General features: G+C 70.7%; 13 protein-coding genes. 6 read left to right on the top strand and 7 right to left on the bottom strand.

All coding sequences use genetic code 11. The annotated features are described in order from the left end of the window. Nucleotides 1-256 precede the first annotated feature (256 nt). Nucleotides 257-1,807, top strand: a complete 1,551-nt coding sequence (locus ACIRPT_RS05670; RefSeq protein WP_403823390.1) for a M4 family metallopeptidase — start codon at nt 257-259, stop codon at nt 1,805-1,807. Between the two features lie 66 nt (nt 1,808-1,873). Here ACIRPT_RS05670 and ACIRPT_RS05665 read toward each other — a convergent pair whose 3' ends face one another. The 3 genes from ACIRPT_RS05665 to ACIRPT_RS05655 all read right to left on the bottom strand — a co-directional run bounded on the left by ACIRPT_RS05665 (nt 1,874) and on the right by ACIRPT_RS05655 (nt 4,234). After that, a complete protein-coding gene (locus tag ACIRPT_RS05665) occupies nt 1,874-2,407 on the bottom strand; it encodes a GNAT family N-acetyltransferase (protein WP_403822671.1) in 534 nt (177 codons plus the stop codon). A gap of 106 nt (nt 2,408-2,513) precedes the next feature. Beyond that, nucleotides 2,514-2,996, bottom strand: coding sequence for a DedA family protein (locus tag ACIRPT_RS05660; RefSeq protein ID WP_403822669.1), 483 nt, complete (start codon nt 2,994-2,996; stop codon nt 2,514-2,516). A gap of 827 nt (nt 2,997-3,823) precedes the next feature. Continuing rightward, nucleotides 3,824-4,234 (bottom strand): hypothetical protein, encoded by a 411-nt coding sequence (locus tag ACIRPT_RS05655; protein WP_403822666.1) that lies wholly within the window; start codon nt 4,232-4,234, stop codon nt 3,824-3,826. Between the two features lie 170 nt (nt 4,235-4,404). On the opposite strand from ACIRPT_RS05655, the gene ACIRPT_RS05650 reads away from it, so the two are divergent. Beyond that, nucleotides 4,405-4,596: a hypothetical protein gene (locus tag ACIRPT_RS05650; protein WP_403822664.1), complete on the top strand. Its 192-nt coding sequence runs from the start codon at nt 4,405-4,407 to the stop codon at nt 4,594-4,596. A 272-nt stretch (nt 4,597-4,868) separates the two neighbouring features. Here the strand turns inward: ACIRPT_RS05650 and ACIRPT_RS05645 are convergent, their stop codons facing one another. Next, the gene (locus ACIRPT_RS05645) at nt 4,869-5,477 is read right to left on the bottom strand and encodes an NAD(P)H-dependent oxidoreductase (RefSeq protein ID WP_403822661.1); all 609 of its coding nucleotides are present in this window, start codon (nt 5,475-5,477) and stop codon (nt 4,869-4,871) included. Between the two features lie 121 nt (nt 5,478-5,598). Then, nucleotides 5,599-6,327, bottom strand: coding sequence for a tyrosine-protein phosphatase (locus ACIRPT_RS05640; RefSeq protein WP_403822658.1), 729 nt, complete (start codon nt 6,325-6,327; stop codon nt 5,599-5,601). A gap of 446 nt (nt 6,328-6,773) precedes the next feature. On the opposite strand from ACIRPT_RS05640, the gene ACIRPT_RS05635 reads away from it, so the two are divergent. Beyond that, complete coding sequence (locus ACIRPT_RS05635) at nt 6,774-8,861, top strand: SpoIIE family protein phosphatase (RefSeq protein ID WP_403822655.1); 2,088 nt, start codon at nt 6,774-6,776, stop codon at nt 8,859-8,861. A gap of 88 nt (nt 8,862-8,949) precedes the next feature. Here the strand turns inward: ACIRPT_RS05635 and ACIRPT_RS05630 are convergent, their stop codons facing one another. Continuing rightward, entirely contained in the window at nt 8,950-9,558 is a 609-nt protein-coding gene (locus ACIRPT_RS05630; protein ID WP_403822652.1) for a TetR family transcriptional regulator, read from the bottom strand. A gap of 152 nt (nt 9,559-9,710) precedes the next feature. Beyond that, on the bottom strand, nt 9,711-11,699 hold the full coding sequence (locus ACIRPT_RS05625) for a tetratricopeptide repeat protein (protein ID WP_403822649.1): 1,989 nt from the start codon (nt 11,697-11,699) through the stop codon (nt 9,711-9,713). A 394-nt stretch (nt 11,700-12,093) separates the two neighbouring features. Between ACIRPT_RS05625 and ACIRPT_RS05620 the strand changes: the two genes are divergently transcribed. The 3 genes from ACIRPT_RS05620 (at nt 12,094) to ACIRPT_RS05610 (ending at nt 16,396) form a co-directional block, all read left to right on the top strand. Continuing rightward, nucleotides 12,094-13,074, top strand: a complete 981-nt coding sequence (locus ACIRPT_RS05620; RefSeq protein WP_403503351.1) for an ABC transporter permease — start codon at nt 12,094-12,096, stop codon at nt 13,072-13,074. Between the two features lie 51 nt (nt 13,075-13,125). Then, on the top strand, nt 13,126-14,154 hold the full coding sequence (locus ACIRPT_RS05615) for an ABC transporter permease (RefSeq protein ID WP_403503354.1): 1,029 nt from the start codon (nt 13,126-13,128) through the stop codon (nt 14,152-14,154). A gap of 64 nt (nt 14,155-14,218) precedes the next feature. After that, entirely contained in the window at nt 14,219-16,396 is a 2,178-nt protein-coding gene (locus tag ACIRPT_RS05610) for a dipeptide ABC transporter ATP-binding protein (protein WP_403822644.1), read from the top strand. The last annotated feature ends 31 nt before the right edge of the window (nt 16,397-16,427 follow it).

Here is a 16,427-nt window from a genome sequence, read left to right as displayed (position 1 = left end):
GACTTCGCGTCATGAAGCGACGGAAACTGTGAAATTGCTGTTTCTTACCTGTTGAAGATCTGTCAAAACAAGTCAACTAGTGGCACGCTTCCCTCAATTCACTTCCGCTCCACCGGGCACCCCACCCCTCGGCTGCCCGGCCGCCTCTTGGGACCGCGACCCCGCGGCCCTCACAAGGGAGACAGAGTTGAGACGGATCTCGTCCACCCCCCGCAAGAACACCCTGCGCGCTGCCGCCCTGGTCGCCTCCGCCGCCATGGTCGCGGTCGGTGTCCAGGCCGGTTCGGCCAGTGCGCAGCAGGACCGCACGATCGGCGCCTCGGCGGTCCAACTCTCCGCCACACAGCGGGCGTCCGCGTTGCAGGATGCCCAGAACGGTGCCTCCGCCACGGCCGCGAAGATCGGCCTCGGCGCGCAGGAGAAGCTCGTCGTCCGGGACGTCATCAAGGACGCGAACGGGACGGTGCACACCCGGTACGAGCGCACCTACGCCGGTCTGCCCGTTCTCGGCGGTGACCTGGTGGTACACCAGGCCACGAACGGCACCCACAGCGTCACCAAGGCGACCAACGCCCGGATATCCGTGCCCAGTACGTCCGCCGCCCTCGCCCCCGCCGCCGCGAAGCAGAGCGCCCTCGGCGCCGCCGCCGCGAAGAAGGACGCCAAGGCCGACGCCTCCGCCGCGCCGCGCAAGGTGATCTGGGCCGCCACGGGCAAGCCGGTTCTCGCCTACGAGACCGTCGTCACCGGCGTCCAGAAGGACGGCACGCCCAGCGAACTGCATGTCGTCACCGACGCGACCACCGGCAAGAAGCTGTTCCAGAACGAGGCCATCGAGACCGGCACCGGCACCAGCACCTACAGCGGCAAGGTCCCGCTCACCACCACCAAGAGCGGATCGACCTACCAGCTGACCGACGGCGCCCGCGGCGGCCACAAGACGTACGACCTCAAGCAGAAGACGTCGGGCAAGGGCACGCTCTACGCCGACGCGGACGACGTATGGGGAGGCGGCCGCCAGACCGCCGGCGTCGACGCGCACTACGGGGCGGCCGTCACCTGGGACTTCTACAAGAACACCTTCGGCCGCAACGGCATCCGCAACGACGGCAAGGGCGCCTACTCCCGCGTCCACTACGGCAACAGCTACGTCAACGCGTTCTGGGACGACGGCTGCTTCTGCATGACGTACGGCGACGGCGAGGCGAACTCCCACCCGCTGACCTCCCTCGACGTGGCCGCCCACGAGATGAGCCACGGCGTCACCTCCGCCACCGCGGGCCTGGAGTACAGCGGCGAGTCCGGCGGCCTCAACGAGGCCACGTCCGACATCTTCGGCACCTCGGCCGAGTTCTACGCCAAGAACGCCTCCGACCCCGGTGACTACCTCATCGGCGAGAAGATCGACATCAACGGCGACGGCACCCCGCTGCGCTACATGGACAAGCCCAGCAAGGACGGGGCCTCGGCCGACTACTGGTCGAGCAACGTCGGCGACAAGGACGTGCACTACTCGTCCGGTGTCGCCAACCACTTCTTCTACCTGCTGTCCGAGGGCAGCGGCGCCAAGGTCATCGGCGGCGTCAGCTACAACAGCCCCACGTACGACGGCTCCAAGGTCACCGGCATCGGCCGGGACAAGGCCGAGAAGATCTGGTACAAGGCCCTCACCACGTACATGACCTCCACCACCAACTACAAGGCCGCGCGTACCGCGACCTTGAAGGCGGCGGGCGACCTGTACGGCACAACGAGCGCCGAGTACAAGGCAGTTGGCGCCGCCTGGACGGGCCTCAATGTGAAGTAAGCGCCCCTGGCGCACAGCGTCCCGGCGCCGATGTCGGTGTCGGCGCCGGGACGCATGCCGGTCCGCTCAGGCCTGATATTCCGTGAGATCGATGCTGTGGATGGCCAGCTCATGCCCGAATTCCGGGTGTACGGTCTCCCGCTCGAAGACCATCCCGAGCTTGTGCATCACATTCTCGGAGGCCTTGTTGCCCGGCCGGTCGATGGCGACGACACGGTCCAGACCGCGGTCCTGGAGGGCGAACTCCAGCACGGCCTGGGCGGCTTCGGACGCGTAACCCTGCCCCCAGTACTGACGGCCGAGGCGCCAGCTGATCTCGATTCCGGGGAGCGCGTCCGGCAGGTACTCGGGCACGGACAGACCCACGAACCCGGCCAGCTCACCCGAGGCCAGCAGCTCGACGGCGAAGAGGCCGAATCCTTCGTCGTCCCACTCCTCCTCCCACCGTTCGATGGCCTGCGCGGTCCGGTCCGGGTCGAGGACGGTGCCATCGCCGATCCAGCGCATGACCAGCGGGTCGGCGTTGATGTCCGCCATGGGGGCGAGGTCGTCGTCCTGCCAGCGGCGCAGGAGGAGGCGGGGGGTATGGATCTCGGTCATGCCGCCCATCCTGTCGAATGCGGGGGCGGATCGGTAATCGACCGCTGCCCTCACGCCCGGGCCGCAAGGCGGTCGCCGAGCTGGGTGGCCGATGCCCCCTCCAGGACTAGGCCTCGTCGGCTACGGTCTCGCGGTTGGCCTGGCGGGCTTTTCTGCGCCGGTACACCAGCACGCCGCCCACCACGAGGACGAGGGCGGTGACCGCCGCCACACCGAGCACCGTCTTCTCGGCGAACAGCTTCGCCAGCAGGTCCAGTGCGCCGATCCCGACCGTCGCGTAGACCAGCGCCCAGCCCGCTCCCCCCACGAACAGCGCCGGAAGGTAGCGGGGCAGGGGCATACGCATGCTCCCCGCGAGGAAATTGGCAGCGGTCTGGAAACCGACGGTCAGGAAGGAGAGGGCCACAACCGGTGCGCCCCACCGCTGGATCGCCCGTTCCGCCCTTTGGAACTTGGCAGAGGAGATCCGCTCCGCGAGCCTGCCGCGCCTGACGCCCGCACCGGCGAGCCACCCGACGGCGAATGTCCCGCCGGCCCGTAGCAGGACGATGACGTAGAGGCCGGCGGCCGTGAGCACGACCTCATCCACGACGCCTCGCTCCCGGAGCCGGGCCTCCGCCGGGGACCGCTGCTCCCGTCACCCGCTCTCGCGGTTCTCGCCGTAGCGGGCTCACAACGGGCACGCGACTGGCCTCCATACCTCACCTGTATCTGCTTCTGCTGGTCCGTCCCCCCTTGTCAGGGCACCCGACGCATCCAGGTTAGCGAACACCCGTGCCCCGGGTGGTAGACGGTGCCGGCCACCGAAGCAGGCCAAGATCCTCCTCCAGGGCTCGCACCGCCGACCGGCCCAGCGGGACGATGTCCTCCGGCGTCCGGCGAGGCCCCGGTAGACGTACCGCGCTGTGACCGGTTCGGTTCGCCCTGCGCGTGGATTTCCAAGAGACCCGGGAACGGGCCGGAGCACGGACTGCCGTGCGGACGGGCGGGCAACCGCGCCGGCATGTCGAGAAACACTCCCGGATCTGGCCGGAACGACCGCGCCGGACGCAAGGCAAGCGGCTCGTCGCTCCCTCCTCCACGGTCAGGTCGCGGCGCCCCGCCCGGCGGCGGGGTCGCCCGCGTGGCGGCCTGCGGCGAGGTGACCCGCTGCGCGGGTTCCTGATGACGGTGTTGCGTAAGGCGTGACGCCCACGGGCGCGGGGGCGTTGGTCAGGGCGTGATCACTTGGCGCCGGTCCCCGGCGGTGGAGAAGTCCGGCCGGTATCCCGGTGCGCTGCCCGTGGTGCGGTCGTGGGTGTTCGGGGCGGCACGGGGGCGCGCCCTGGTGGCGCTGACGCTCGCAGGGCTGTGCGGCTGCACTGTGGTGGGGCCGGGACCGGGCGGCCTGCGGACGGCACCGTCGCCCTCACCACCTCACACCATTGCTGCGGCTCCGTCGGAACCGGACGTCTCCGGCCGTCCGGTGCGGGAGGGGCTGGTCACCACTCGGCCCGAGGGTGCGAAGACGCCGAGATCACCAAAGGCGTCGAAGGCAGCGAGGGCGGCGAAGGCCGAGGGGCGTGCGCGCGGGCGCGGGGCACGTCGGCCGACGGCGCCGGCCGTACCGTCGCGCCCGGCGGTGGGCTTTCCGCCGCCGGTGAGTGCGCCGAGGGAGGCGGAGCATCCGAGGCGGGTCGCGCCGCCGCACCGCGGGGTGATGCGGCCGCACAAGAGGGTGTGGGTGGCGCCGCGACCGCAGACGGGGCGGCAGGGTGCCGCTCCCGTGAGCGGGCGGGCCATGGCGCCCGTTTGCCGCGCCGCGATGGGGCGGGTTCGCGCGGACATCGTGGCGCTGTGCCGACAGCTGGCGCGGTGAGGAAGCACGGGAGGACTCGGCGGGCCGGGGCAGGACGACGAGCAGCACCGGGACCGGTGAAAACGCCGGACGGCCCCGCCCGGTGATCTTGTAGCGTGCGTGCGGCCGTGCCGGCGCAAGGGGGAGGCGGGGAGACGACATGTCCGCAGCGGGCGAGAGCTATGCCGAGTGCACGGAGCGGAAGGTCGTCAACTTCCATCTGCGCTGTATCGCCGCCCTGTTGCCGTACCACGTGCGGCTGGCGGCCCTGGAGGCATGGCACACGGTCGATCCGTCGCTGTTCCTCATGGACCACGGCCCTCCCGCCGCGGTGGTGGAGCGTGTCCTCTAACGGGGCAGCACACGGGGCACGCGGACGTCAGCCGCGCCGCGTGGAGCGGACGCGCCGCGCTCCACGTGGCGACCGCGGCACTGATCGCACGCTGGGCGGCGGGGCAGGTGCCGGCCGAGCAGTGGGCTGCGTTGCGCCGGATGATCCGGTCGTTCCAGGGGCCGTTGCCCGAACTGCTCGACGCCGTGCGCCAAGCCGGCTGACTCGCGCCCTGCCAAGGGGACGCGGGCAATCGACGCGGACCTGCCCGGCGCGTGCCGCGCGCGTCGGTGTCAGGCCAGCAGCGCGGCGGCCTGCTCGCGCGCCTGCTGCAGCCAGGAAGCGCGTGCCTCATCGGTGGAATCGGTGACGGTACGGAAGACGACCCGGCGAACGTCGGTGACTCCTACGTACGGCAGAACGCACGCCGACCAGATCCTGTGCAGCGGGTCCCCGAACTCGCTGTCTTCTCGGTCTGCGGGGGTGTCCGAGGTGTTCAGGACGAGCGCCCGGCCGGCCTTCAGCAGCCCCGCGGGCTCGCCGTCCGCCGCACTGAGTTTGTAGGCAACGCCGGGTGCCAGTACCCGCTGTACCCAGCCCGTGAGAACGGCGGGCGGCATGCCCCACCAATTCGGGTGCACGAACACCATGGCATCGAGCGTGGCCACCTCCGCCCGGTGCAGCGCCACCTGCGACTCGGCCGGGTACGCGGAGGACTGCGCCGACTGGACCGTTCCCGTCTCATCGGCGGTCAGCACGGGCGGGAAGCCCTCGGCGCAGAGGTCGTGCGCGAACACCTGGCAGCCACGAACGCGCAGTTCGTCCACCACGGCGTCGAACACCGCATGATTGAAGCTGCCCGGTCGCGGGTGCGCGAGATAGACCCCGGTACGCATACGCATTGCTCTCCCCCAGAGACGTTCGGCGTTCGTCGGCCGACAACCGCGGGAAGTTTACGCATCCCCGGCGGCCCGGCGTCGCACCTCCTGCCCGTCAGCGAGGAAGGCAGGGCGCCCGCGACGATCACACCGTCAGAAGTCGGTTGCGCAGCTGGGCGATCAACTCGTCGTCCGCTCCGAGGTGGTCGGCGGCGTAGCGGCGCAGGGAGCCGTGGCGGGCGGTCAGACCGGCCATGAACAGGCGGATGATCTCGGCCGGGGCCCGTCCGTATCCGGGCCATCGCAGCGGGCGGCCCGGATGGGCGGCACGCCAGTCGGCGATCAACCGTTCCGTGGCCAGTTCGGTCAGGGCGAAGTCCTCGGCGATCTTGTCCTCGGAGACGCCCAGCAGGGCGAGCACGAGGGCGGCCAGGAGGCCGGTGCGGTCCTTGCCCGAGGCGCAGTGGAAGACGAGCGGGCCATCGGCGGCGGCGATGACGTGCAGCGCCTGTGTCAGTTCCGCGACGCCGTCGAGAGCCACCTCGGCGTACCGGTCGGCGAGAAAGCGCCAGGGGTCGACATCGGGGTCGATCTCCGCCTGGTCGTAGGGCCGATGCTCGATGCTGAGGTTGAAGTACGCCAGTCCGTCGCTCTGCGGCACGCGTCCCTTCGCCGCTATCTCCCACGGATACCGCAGGTCGATCACCGTGCGGACGCCGAGCGACTCGAAGCGCTCCCGGTCCCCGTCCGCAAGCTTGGCGAGCGAGTCGGAGCGGTACAGCAGCCCCCACCGGACCGTACGGCCGGCGTCGGCGCAATACCCGCCCAGGTCGCGGAAGTTGTGCAGACGCTCGAAGGCGAGATGTCTTCTCATGCCGGTCAACCTATGGGCCCCGTCGTATGTGGGGGGCGCGGGGGTCAGCGGTCGGCGATCAGGCCGGGCTGGGCCGCCTCGTGCCGCCTCCGTCGGTCGTTGTCGTCGGTCTTGGCCGTTGCTCGGTGCGACGCTGCGATTTCGATGCGTAGCCGGATGTCGACCAGGGCGGTAGAGCATCGGCGCCGGACGGCTACCCGGCGTATCGGCCGCTCGGCGGGGCCCGTGGCGCCGCGATGCCCGTCGTGACCGCCCCCGCGGCGTGCCGTTCCGGCGGTATGCCGTTCCGGCCGATAGGGGACAGAGTGTGCGGTCGGCCGGTCCGGGGGGACCATGGAAGCCGAAGCACTCACCCGCCGAGGGCGCAGGCCACGCACGCGTGGGCAGCCACGGCCCCGGAGCGAGGGGAGTGCCCATGTGGTCCGTGGAGCGGAAGGAGGGCCCGGGTGAGCACAGCCGATGGGCTTCCGGCTGACCCCGGCGAACCGGACGACAGGCCGCCGCAGCCGAGCGGGCTGCTGGACCTCCTCGGTGTCGCCGCGGTGCTGGTGGACGCCGAGGGGCGGATCGTCCTGTGGAGTCCGCAGGCCGAGGACCTGTACGGCTACACGGCCGCGGAGGCGCTCGGGCAGTACGCCGCGCCGCTGCTCGTCAACGAGGAGCACTGGGACCTGGTGATCAAGAAGTTCGCCGAGGTCATGGAGAACGGCGCGAGCTGGGGCGGCGTGTTCCCCATCCGGCGCAAGGACGGCAGCTCGCGGCTGGTGGAGCTGCGCAATATGCGGCTGCTGGACGACCGCGGCGACTTCTACGCCCTGGGGCTCGCCACCGACTCCTCGACGCTGCGCGAGGTGGAACGGGACGTGGCCCTGTCCACCCGGCTGATCTCCCAGTCCCCCATCGGGCTGGCGATCCTCGACACGGATCTGCGGTACGTGGCCGTCAACCCCGCCCTGGAGCGGATGCACGGCATCCCCGAGGAGGACCACCTCGGCCGGCACTACCGCGAGATCATGACGGCCGCGAAGTTCGAGGTGCCGGAGGCCGCGATGCGACGGGTCCTGGAGACCGGGGTTCCCATGGTCGACCAGTCCACCATCGTCGGCCGCACCCCGGCGGATCCGGGTCACCAGCACGCCTGGTCGATCTCGTTGTACCGGCTGGACGACCCGCAAGGGCGCGTACTGGGAGTGGCCGACCTGGTGGTGGATGTCACCGACCGTTATCAGGCCGCCATGGAGGCCGCCGAGGCCCGGCAGCGGCTGGCCCTGATCGCGGATGGCTCCGCCCGTATCGGCACCACCCTGGAGGTGGACCAGACCGCCCGGGAGCTGGCCGAGGTCACCGTTCCCGAGCTCGCCGACGTGGTCACGGTCGATGTGCTCGACTCCGTACTGGACGAGCACCGTCCGGCCAGCAGGGACGGCCCCGCGGTCTTCCGCGCCCTCGCGGTCAAGGCCGCCTACCCCACCGAAGCCGTCCAGGCCGCCGATCCCCCCGGGCAGATCGCCTCCTTCGACGCCGACCGCCTGGCCACGCAGTGCGTACGCACCGGCCGCCCGATCCTGATCTCCCACGCCGGCGACGCGGACCTGGCCCGTATCGCCCGCGACGACCACGCCGCGACGCTGCTGGCCCGCGCCGGGGTGCATTCCTACATGCTGGCGCCGCTCACCGCCCGCGGCCACATCCTCGGCTTCCTGGGCCTCAGCCGCGCCCGCAACCCACTGCCCTTCGACGAGGACGACCTCGCCCTCGCCGCGGAGCTGGCCTCCCGCGCCGCGGTGTGCATCGACAATGCCCGCTCGCACCAGAGCGTGCGCAACGCCGCCGTGACCCTCCAGCGCAGCCTGCTCCCCGATCACCCGCCCCGTCTCCCCGGTCTGCAGATCGCCTCCCGCTACCGGCCCGCGCAGGCCACCTACGAGATCGGCGGCGACTGGTACGACGTCCTCCCGCTGGAGGGGGACAAGACCGCCCTCGTCGTGGGCGACGTGATGGGCAGCGGCATCGACGCCGCCGCCACCATGGGCCGGCTGCGCACCGCCACCAGCGCCTTCGCCGACCTCGACCTCGAGCCGGCCCAGGTCCTCCAGCACCTCGACAAGATCACGACAGGGCTGGAGCACTACATCGCGACCTGCGTCTACGCGACCTACGATCCGCACCGCGGCGAATGCCATATCGCCACCGCCGGGCACCTTCCCCCGGCCCTCGTACGCAGCGGCCGGCCCCCCGAGCTCCTCGACCTGCCCACCGGTACCCCGCTCGGGGTCGGCGGCGTCCCCTTCGTGACCACCCGCTTCCCCCTCGCCCCCGGTGACCAGCTGGTCCTCTATACCGACGGCCTGGTCGAAACCCGCCATCACGCCATCGACGAACGCCTCGAAACCCTGCGCCGGCTGCTCGACGCCCCCGACCACACCCTGGAAGAGACCTGCGACCGGCTCCTTCGCGAACTCCGGCGCCCCGACGACCCGGACGACGTCGCACTGCTCATCGCCCGCACACAGCCCTTCCCCGCCGGCTCGTAACGCCCGGACGGCACGGACGCCGGCGTCGCCCGCCCACTACTCCCCCACCGCACCCCTCACCGCGAGGCCCGCGCTCGGAAGAGACCGGCTATGCGACGGCGTCCAGCGCCGGGGCGATGACCGCGAAGGCCCGGTCGATCAGTACGGCGGGGTCCTCGGCAGCGTCGCTGCCGCTCCAGCGGTGCAGCACGGCGTCGAAGGCGGTGAGCGCCATCCCTGCGGCGAGCCGCGGGTACAGATCGGTGTCGGGGTCGAGCCCCTGGCGGCGCGCCAGCTCCGCCGTCAGTTCGTCGCGCCACTGCGCCTGGCGCTCGAGGAAGCGGGCGTGCAGGGCGGGGGTGCGCAGAATCAGCTGGACCACTCGCAGCGCCCGGTCGGAGTGGCCGGCGCAGGCGTCGAGGGGCACCCGGACGGCGTGCCGCAGGGACACGGAGGGGCGCTCCTCGACGGGGCGGGCCGCCAACTCGGCGTGGATGCCGGTGCCCATGTCGGCCAGGAACTGGACGACGACGTCTTCCTTGGACGCGAAGTACCGGAAGAAGGTCCGCTTGGACACTCCGGCGGCGGTCACGATCTCGTCGATGGTGACCGCGTCGAACCCGTTGCGCGCCAGTAGTTGCAGCGCCGCTTCGGTCAGCTCGTTCGCGACGAGCTGACGTTTGCGCTGGGCCAGGCTGCCTTCAGGGCGGGAGATCACCCGGCAATCGTAGCGCCACGCTGCCTCGTATGACACTCGGTAGCGGATTGATACCGAGTGTCATAGACGGCAGTCCGTGGCGCCGCATGGCAGAGGAGCAGCGGTGGACCGTCGAGCTCCACCGGCGGCGCGCCGAGGCCGGCCGTCGCGTGCTATCCGCCCAGTCCGGCCGGCCCACCCAATCCGTCCAGCAACTCGGCCATCTCCTGGGCGTTTTGCGGAAGGTCCGCTTCCTCGTACGCCGACCGGGCCTGTTCCCAGTGGCGGCGCGCCGCGGCCGGGCCGTCCGTGGCGGCGAGGTGTCCGAGGTGTTCCAGGGTGCGGGCCCGCCCGGCGGAGTTGCCGAGACGGTGGTAGATGTCCAGGGCGCTCCGGTAGTGCCCCTGGGCCGCCTCGCGGTGGCCCTGATTCCGGGCGGTGTGCCCCAGGTTGAAGAGGGTGTGGCCCGTTGCCGCATGGTCTTCGAGCGCGCGGAAGAGGGGCAGGGCGGCGGCGTAGCGGCCCTCCGCCTCCGCGTAGCGGCCGATGCGCCGGGCGACCGTGCCCATGCTGTGCAGGGTCCTGGCTTCGCCGATGCGGTCACCGAGCCCGCGGTAGAGGTCGAGCGCCTCGGCGAATACGGGCAGCGCCTCGTGGAAGTCCTGCTTGTGTTTGAGGAAGTCGCCCTTGTTGTAAAGGGCCAGTGCCTGCTGCGCGCCGTCGGCAACGGAGCCGGCGAAGTACACGGCCATATCGCACACCTCCAGGCCGGCGTGCCAGTCCTGCTGGCGGCGGAGGAACCAGCTGACGTTGTGGGCCAGGGGCAGGGCCATGGCGGGCCGGCCGTGCCTCTGCGCCAGATGCAGGGCCGATCGCAGGTTCAGGCGCTCGGTGTCCAGCCAGTCCTCCGCGGCGTCGTCACGCTTGCGGAGGCGGGCCGCCGTCACGATGCGCTCGGTGGCGTCGCCGGCGGCGTCACGGTAGTGGGCCAGGAGCCGGTCGACGGCGGCCTGGACGCTCGCCGCGTCGTCCTCCTCCTCGCGGCGTCGCTCCGCGAACAGCCGCAGCAGGTCGTGGAAGCGGACCCAGCCGCGTGGTCTGCCGTGCTCGATCATGTGGACGTCGCGCAGCGCGCGGAGCAGCTTTCTGGCCGCGGGCACGGGCCGTCCGGTGAGCGCGGCGGCCGCCTCCACACTCACCTGCTGCCCCGGGTTGAGGGACAGGTACCGGAACGTCCGGGCCTCGTCGGGGGTGAGCCTGGCGTAGGACAGGGCGAAGGCGGCGGTGACCGAGCGGCGGTCACCGTAGGTCAGCTCCTCCAGACGGGTGGCACGGTCGCGCAGCGCCGCGGTGAGTTCGCCGACCGACTGCTCGGGGTCGCCGGCCAGTATCGAGGCCACGACGACAAGCGCGAGGGGCAGATGGCCGCAGAGGTCGGTGAGGTCCTGGACGGCCTCGGGCTCGGCCTCGGCACGCCTGTCATCGGGGCGGCGCATGCGGAGCGTACGGGCGATCAGGGCGGCGGCCTCGGGTGGTTCCAGTACGCCGAGGTCCACGATGCGGGAGCCGGGCAGGTCTCCGAGGGTGTGACGGCTGGTCACGACGACCCGGTGAAGGGGGGATCCGGGCAGCAGGGCGCGGATCTGTTCCGTCGACGAGGCGTTGTCGAACACGATCAGGGCCGCGCCGCGCCGGTCGGCGAGTTCCGCGAGCTTCGAGCGGTACAGCGCCAGTCGCCCTTCGAAGGTCGAAGGGAAGCTCTCGTCGGGGACGCCGAGGGCGCTCAGGAAGACGGAGACCGCGATATCGGTCCGTACGTAGCGGTATTCGTCGTAGCCCTGGAGGTTGATGAAGAGCACGCCGCCGGGGAACCAGCCCGCAGCCACCGCGCGATGGGCGGCGTGCAGCGCCAGGGCGGTCTTGCCGACGCCGGCCGTGCCCGCGAGCGTGGACACCACGAGCGTCGAGGAGCCGGAGCCGGGATGCAGCGCGGCGGTCACTCGGCTCAGGGCCTCGTCCCTGCCCGTGAACTCCGGTATGGCCGGCGGCAGACCGGCCGGCGCGGTGGGCTCGAGGGCCGCGAGGTGCAACTGCCCTGCGTGGCCCGCTGGGACGACCGGGCCGGTGGCGTTCCCGCTCAGGTCGTTGGGTGACTGGTTCACCGTCCTTTTCTAACCCAACAGCCGGGCGGCGAGGAGCCGCGTCCGTGGATTCCGCCGCCAAAATGCCGTGCGCCGACACGCCCGCGTATGTAAAGTCTTCTTCAATTACGCCCGGGCGTCGTGACATTCGACACGCTGTCCGCATACCGGGCATCATTCCCCGAGAAGCGGGTGACGCCTGCGAATGACAGGCAAGGACTCGCTCTGGCCCACATGTTCACCGGGTCGTGTCCGTAATGCCCCCGCCCCTTGGTGGAGTTGGCGTTACCGGTCCGTAAACATCCCGTGATCGACAATCCGGTCTTCTCGCTAAAAGATGTCGCTCGAACAGCACCGCCCCCACCTCAGCCGCAACGCGCTGATGCGGTGCGTAAGAGGGAGAGGCATTCGAAACATGGGCCGATATCTGCTGCGCCGACTGGCGAACTATCTGGTCCTGGTGGTCGTCGCGGCGGCACTGACCTACTTCCTCGCGGGGCTCAGCCTCAATCCGCGCGCCAAGTTCGAGGGCCGCAACCCGCCGCTGCCCGCAGCGTCCATCACCAAGACGCTCGACGAGTACAACATGAACCCGGACACGCCGATCCTGACGCGGTTCGGGCACTGGGCGGACGGCGTCGTCCACGGTGACCTCGGCAAGACCATCGACGGCGACAGCGTCAATGACGATTTCGGCCGACGGGTGGGCGTCTCCACCCGGCTGCTGCTGCTCGCCACGATCGTCGGCTCCCTGGGCGGTGTCGCCCTCGGCGCGTTCGGGGCCATTCGCCAGTACCGGCTCTTCGACCGGTTCACCACCCTGGCCTCGTTCTTCGTGCTGGCCATGCCGGTGTTCGTGATCGGTGTCGCGCTGAAGATCGGTGCCACCGCCCTCAACGACGGAACGCAGACCATCAAGGTGCTTGGCGAGTACGACTCGCAGTACGCGGGGCAGTGGAACTTCGACGCCCTCGTCAACCGCGCCCAGCACATGCTGCTCCCGGCGCTCACCCTGATCATCCTTCAGGTCGCGCTCTACAGCCGCTACCAGCGCTCCAGCATGCTCGACGTCCTCGGCAGCGATTTCCTGCGGACGGCCCGCGCCAAGGGTCTGCGCCGACGAAAGGCCCTGGTCAAACACGGCCTGCGGACCGCGATCCTGCCCGTGGTGCCGCTGCTGGTCTACAACATCGTGCTGCTGTTCACCGGTGCCACCTTCACCGAGAAGACCTTCGGCTGGCACGGCATGGGCGAGCTGCTCGTCGACTCGATCCAAAAACAGGACGTCAACTCCGTGGCGACGGTGGGGCTTTTCACCGCCGTACTGGTACTGATCGCCGGGTTGCTGTCCGACCTGCTGTACGCGGCGCTCGATCCGCGCGTACGGGTCCGCTGAGACCCTCCCCGCCGGCCGAACCCCACCCACCGCACCTCAGGAGAGCGCGCGATGAGCGTCCAGCTGCCCCCTGCCACCGAACCCACCCCCGGCCCCATCCCGGCCGATGCCGCAGAAGTCCGCCCCGAGAAGGGCCGTACCTCTCGTCTGCGGCTGACCGTCCGCCGCTTCACCCGTAACCGCCTGGCGCTGTTCGGGCTGTTCCTCCTCGTGCTGCTGTTCCTCGGCGCCTACGGCGGCCCGTTCCTCACCAAGTGGGACTACCAGCAGCACGACTACATGAACTTCCTCGCCGACCCCTCCGGGGAGCACTGGTGGGGCACCACACAGGGCGGCGTCGACCTCTTCGCGCTCACCATGCGCGGTCTGCAGAAGTCACTGGTCATCGGGCTGCTGGTCGGCGTCATCTCGACGTTCCTGGCCGCGACCGTCGGCGCCTTCGCCGCGTACTTCGGCGGCTGGACCGACCGGGTGCTGATGTGGATCGTCGACTTGCTGCTGGTGATGCCCTCGTTCCTGATCATCGCCGTGCTGTCGCCCGCGTTCCGCGGCGCCACCTGGCTGATTTTCGTCGTCCTGCTCGGCGCCTTCAGCTGGATGATCACCGGCCGCGTCGTACGGTCCATGACCTTCACCCTCAAGGACCGCGAGTTCGTCAAGGCCGCGAAGTACATGGGCGTTCCCGCGCCGGTCATCATCTTCCGGCACATCCTGCCCAGCATGGCCTCGATGCTGATCATCGATACGGTCATCCAGGTCGGCGCCGCGGTCATCGGCGAAAGCAGCCTGTCGTACTTCGGATTCGGCGTGCAGGCGCCCGATGTCTCCCTCGGCACGGTCATCGCCGACAACACCACCAACGCCACCACCTACCCCTGGCTGTTCTTCTTCCCGGCCGGCTGTCTGGTGCTGATCGGCGTCTCCATCTCCTTCATCGGCGACGGTCTGCGGGACGCGCTCGACCCCAACGCCAAGGGCGCGAAGGCCCGTTCGCCGCGCAAGAAGAAGCAGACGAAGCCGCGGCGGGCGAACGCGGCGGTCCCGGCGCAGGCCGCGGACGGCCAGGGTGCCGCCTCATGACACGCGCCGTCCCCACCCCCCACCACCACCCCGCGCACGGCGCACACCAGGAAGGACCCCGACGGTGACCGAGACCAGCCCGGCCCAGCCCACCGAGGCCCTCGACGCGACGCAGCCCGTCCTCGAGGTCAGCGACCTGACGGTCTCCTTCCCGAGCGAAGCGGGCGAGGTGCAGGCCGTACGCGGCGTCTCCTACGCCGTGCGTCCCGGCGAGGTCCTCGGCATCGTCGGCGAGTCCGGCTCCGGCAAGTCCGTCTCCTCCATGGCCGTCCTCGGACTGCTCCCCGAGAGCGCCGAGGTCTCCGGGTCCGCCAAGCTCGCCGGACGCGAACTCCTCGGCCTCGGCGATGCCGCGCTGTCGAAGATCCGCGGCAAGGACATCGGCATGGTCTTCCAGGACCCGCTGTCCGCCCTGACCCCCGTCTACTCCGTCGGCGACCAGATCATCGAGGCCATCCAGGTCCACCAGTCGCTGGACAAGGCGGTCGCCCGCAAACGGGCCATCGACCTCCTCGACGTGGTCGGCATCCCCGACTCGAAGCGCCGGGTGGACGCGTTCCCGCATGAGTTCTCCGGCGGTATGCGGCAGCGCGCGATGATCGCCATGGCCATCGCCAACGACCCCAAGGTGATCATCGCCGACGAGCCCACCACCGCCCTCGATGTGACCATCCAGGCTCAGGTCCTGGAGGTGCTCAAGACCGCCCAGGAGGTCACCGGCGCCGCCATCGTCATGATCACCCATGACCTCGGCGTCATCGCCGGCTTCGCCGACCGGGTGCAGGTCATGTACGCGGGCCGGCCGGTCGAGGCGGGCCCGGTCGACGACGTGTACTACACGCCGCGGATGCCGTACACCATCGGCCTGCTGGGAGCGATCCCCCGGCTGGACGAGGTACGGGCGGACGGCACCGCGCGCCGCGCACTGACGCCCATCGACGGGAATCCGCCCACGATGGTCGACCTGGCGCCCGGCTGCCCCTTCGCGCCGCGCTGCCCCATCGCGATCGACCGATGCCGCACGGTGGAACCGGAGTTGGCGGTCGTCGAGGGCGCCGGCCTTCCCCAAGCTCTCCACTCCGTTCGAGCAGGGGAGACCCCACTCACCGCCTGCCACCGCGCGCACGAGATCGGCGCCGGGCTCGACCGCGACGCGGTCTATCCGCTGCCGGTCCTGCCGGAGGCCGCCGCCATCGAGCGGCTGCCGCGTGCGGAGCGCGCCACCGTCCTCGAACTCGACGGCCTCGTCAAGCACTTCCCGCTCACCAAGGGCGCGATCGTCAAGCGCACGGTCGGCACCGTCCGGGCGGTGGACGGCATCAGCTTCGACATCCGCGAGGGCGAAACGCTCGGCCTGGTCGGCGAGTCCGGCTGCGGCAAGACCACCACCCTGCTGGAGATCCTCGACCTGCCCAGTGGCCAGGCCGGCACCGTCACCGTCTTCGGCAAGGACATCCGCGGCCTCGGCCGGGCGGACCGCAAGGGACTCCGCCGCGATATGCAGATCGTCTTCCAGGATCCGATGGCGGCGCTCGACGCCCGGATGCCGGTCGGCGACATCCTCGCCGAGCCGCTGAAGACCCATGGCTGGGACAAGGCGCGGATCGCCGCCCGTATCCCCGAGCTCCTCGACATGGTCGGCCTGGAGCCCGAGCACGCCGACCGCTATCCGCAGGAGTTCTCCGGCGGGCAGCGCCAGCGCATCTCGATCGCCCGCGCCCTCGCGCTGGAACCCAAGCTGGTCATCCTCGACGAGCCGGTCTCCGCCCTCGACGTCTCCATCCAGGCGGGTGTCCTCAACCTCCTCGACGAGCTGAAGACCCGCCTGGGGCTCAGCTACCTCTTCGTCGCCCATGACCTGTCCGTCGTACGGCATATCGCCGACCGCATCGCGGTCATGTACCTCGGCCGGATCGTGGAGCTCGGCGCGGCCGACGACGTCTTCGCCGCGCCGTCCCATCCGTACACGCAGGCGCTGCTGTCCGCGGTCCCGCTGCCCGACCCGCGCAAGGAACGCGAACGCAGCCGGATCCTGCTCAGCGGCGATCTGCCCAGCCCGGCGGACGTACCGTCCGGCTGCCGGTTCGCGGGCCGCTGCCCGAAGTACGCCGGGCTCGGCGAGAGCGAGCAGGCCCGCTGCCGGGACGAGGACCCCGCCACGGCCGTCCTCGGACCGGACCACACAGCGGCCTGCCACTACGCGGCGGCGGTCGACGTCGTCGAGCCGGCGGCGGCGCAGTGAGGCGCCGCCGCACCGACCCGGCGTCGCGCTG

It is taken from the genome of Streptomyces sp. NPDC101227 (assembly GCF_044767545.1).
Classification (GTDB): domain Bacteria; phylum Actinomycetota; class Actinomycetes; order Streptomycetales; family Streptomycetaceae; genus Streptomyces.
Note: the sequence above shows the minus strand (reverse complement) of the source record. Positions and strands in the feature narration are given on the sequence as shown.